Origin of the sequence: Aeromonas sp. 604176, assembly GCF_049170755.1 — a bacterium.
Taxonomy (GTDB): Bacteria; Pseudomonadota; Gammaproteobacteria; order Enterobacterales; family Aeromonadaceae; genus Aeromonas; species Aeromonas veronii_A.
Genome location: NZ_JAAKNE010000303.1, coordinates 1 through 724, shown reverse-complemented (window position 1 = coordinate 724; position 724 = coordinate 1). Strand labels below are relative to the sequence as shown.

Sequence of the window (724 nt, the reverse complement as noted above, 5' to 3'; positions counted from 1 at the left end):
AACTAAGGAGAGGAACCGTGAACATTCTCGGTTATTTGCAAAAGATCGGCCGTGCCCTGATGGTGCCGGTAGCGGTATTGCCTGCCGCAGCGATCCTGATGGGGGTTGGCTACTGGATTGACCCGAATGGTTGGGGTGGTGACAGTGCGCTGGCTGCCTTCCTGATTAAAGCGGGCGCAGCCATTATCGATAACATGTCCGTACTGTTCGCAGTCGGTGTCGCTTACGGTATGTCCAAGGATAAAGACGGTTCTGCTGCTCTGGCAGGTCTGGTCGGCTTCCTGGTCGTTACCACCCTGCTGAGCCCGGGCGCTGTGGCCCAGATCAAGAGCATCCCGGTGGAGCAGGTTCCTGCCGCGTTTGCCAAGATCAGCAACCAGTTCGTGGGTATCCTGTGTGGTGTTATCGCCGCTGAGCTGTACAACCGCTTCAGCAGCGTCGAGCTGCACAAGGCACTCTCCTTCTTCTCCGGTCGTCGTCTGGTACCGATCGTAACCTCCGTGGTGATGATCGTCGTATCCTTCATCCTGATGGCCGTATGGCCGGCAATCTACGGTGGTCTGGTCTCCTTCGGTGAGTCCATCGTGAGCCTGGGCTCTACCGGTGCCGGTATCTACGCCTTCTTCAACCGTCTGCTGATCCCGATCGGTCTGCACCACGCCCTGAACTCCGTGTTCTGGTTCAACGTGGCCGGTATCAACGACATCCCGAACTTCCTGGGTGG

At 57.9% G+C, this 724-nt stretch carries 1 protein-coding gene; it reads left to right on the top strand.

Annotated features, from left to right (window positions below):
• Positions 1–17 precede the first annotated feature (17 nt).
• Positions 18–724: PTS transporter subunit EIIC (locus G5358_RS21500; RefSeq protein ID WP_421324929.1), on the top strand; the 707-nt coding region annotated here is incomplete at its 3' end.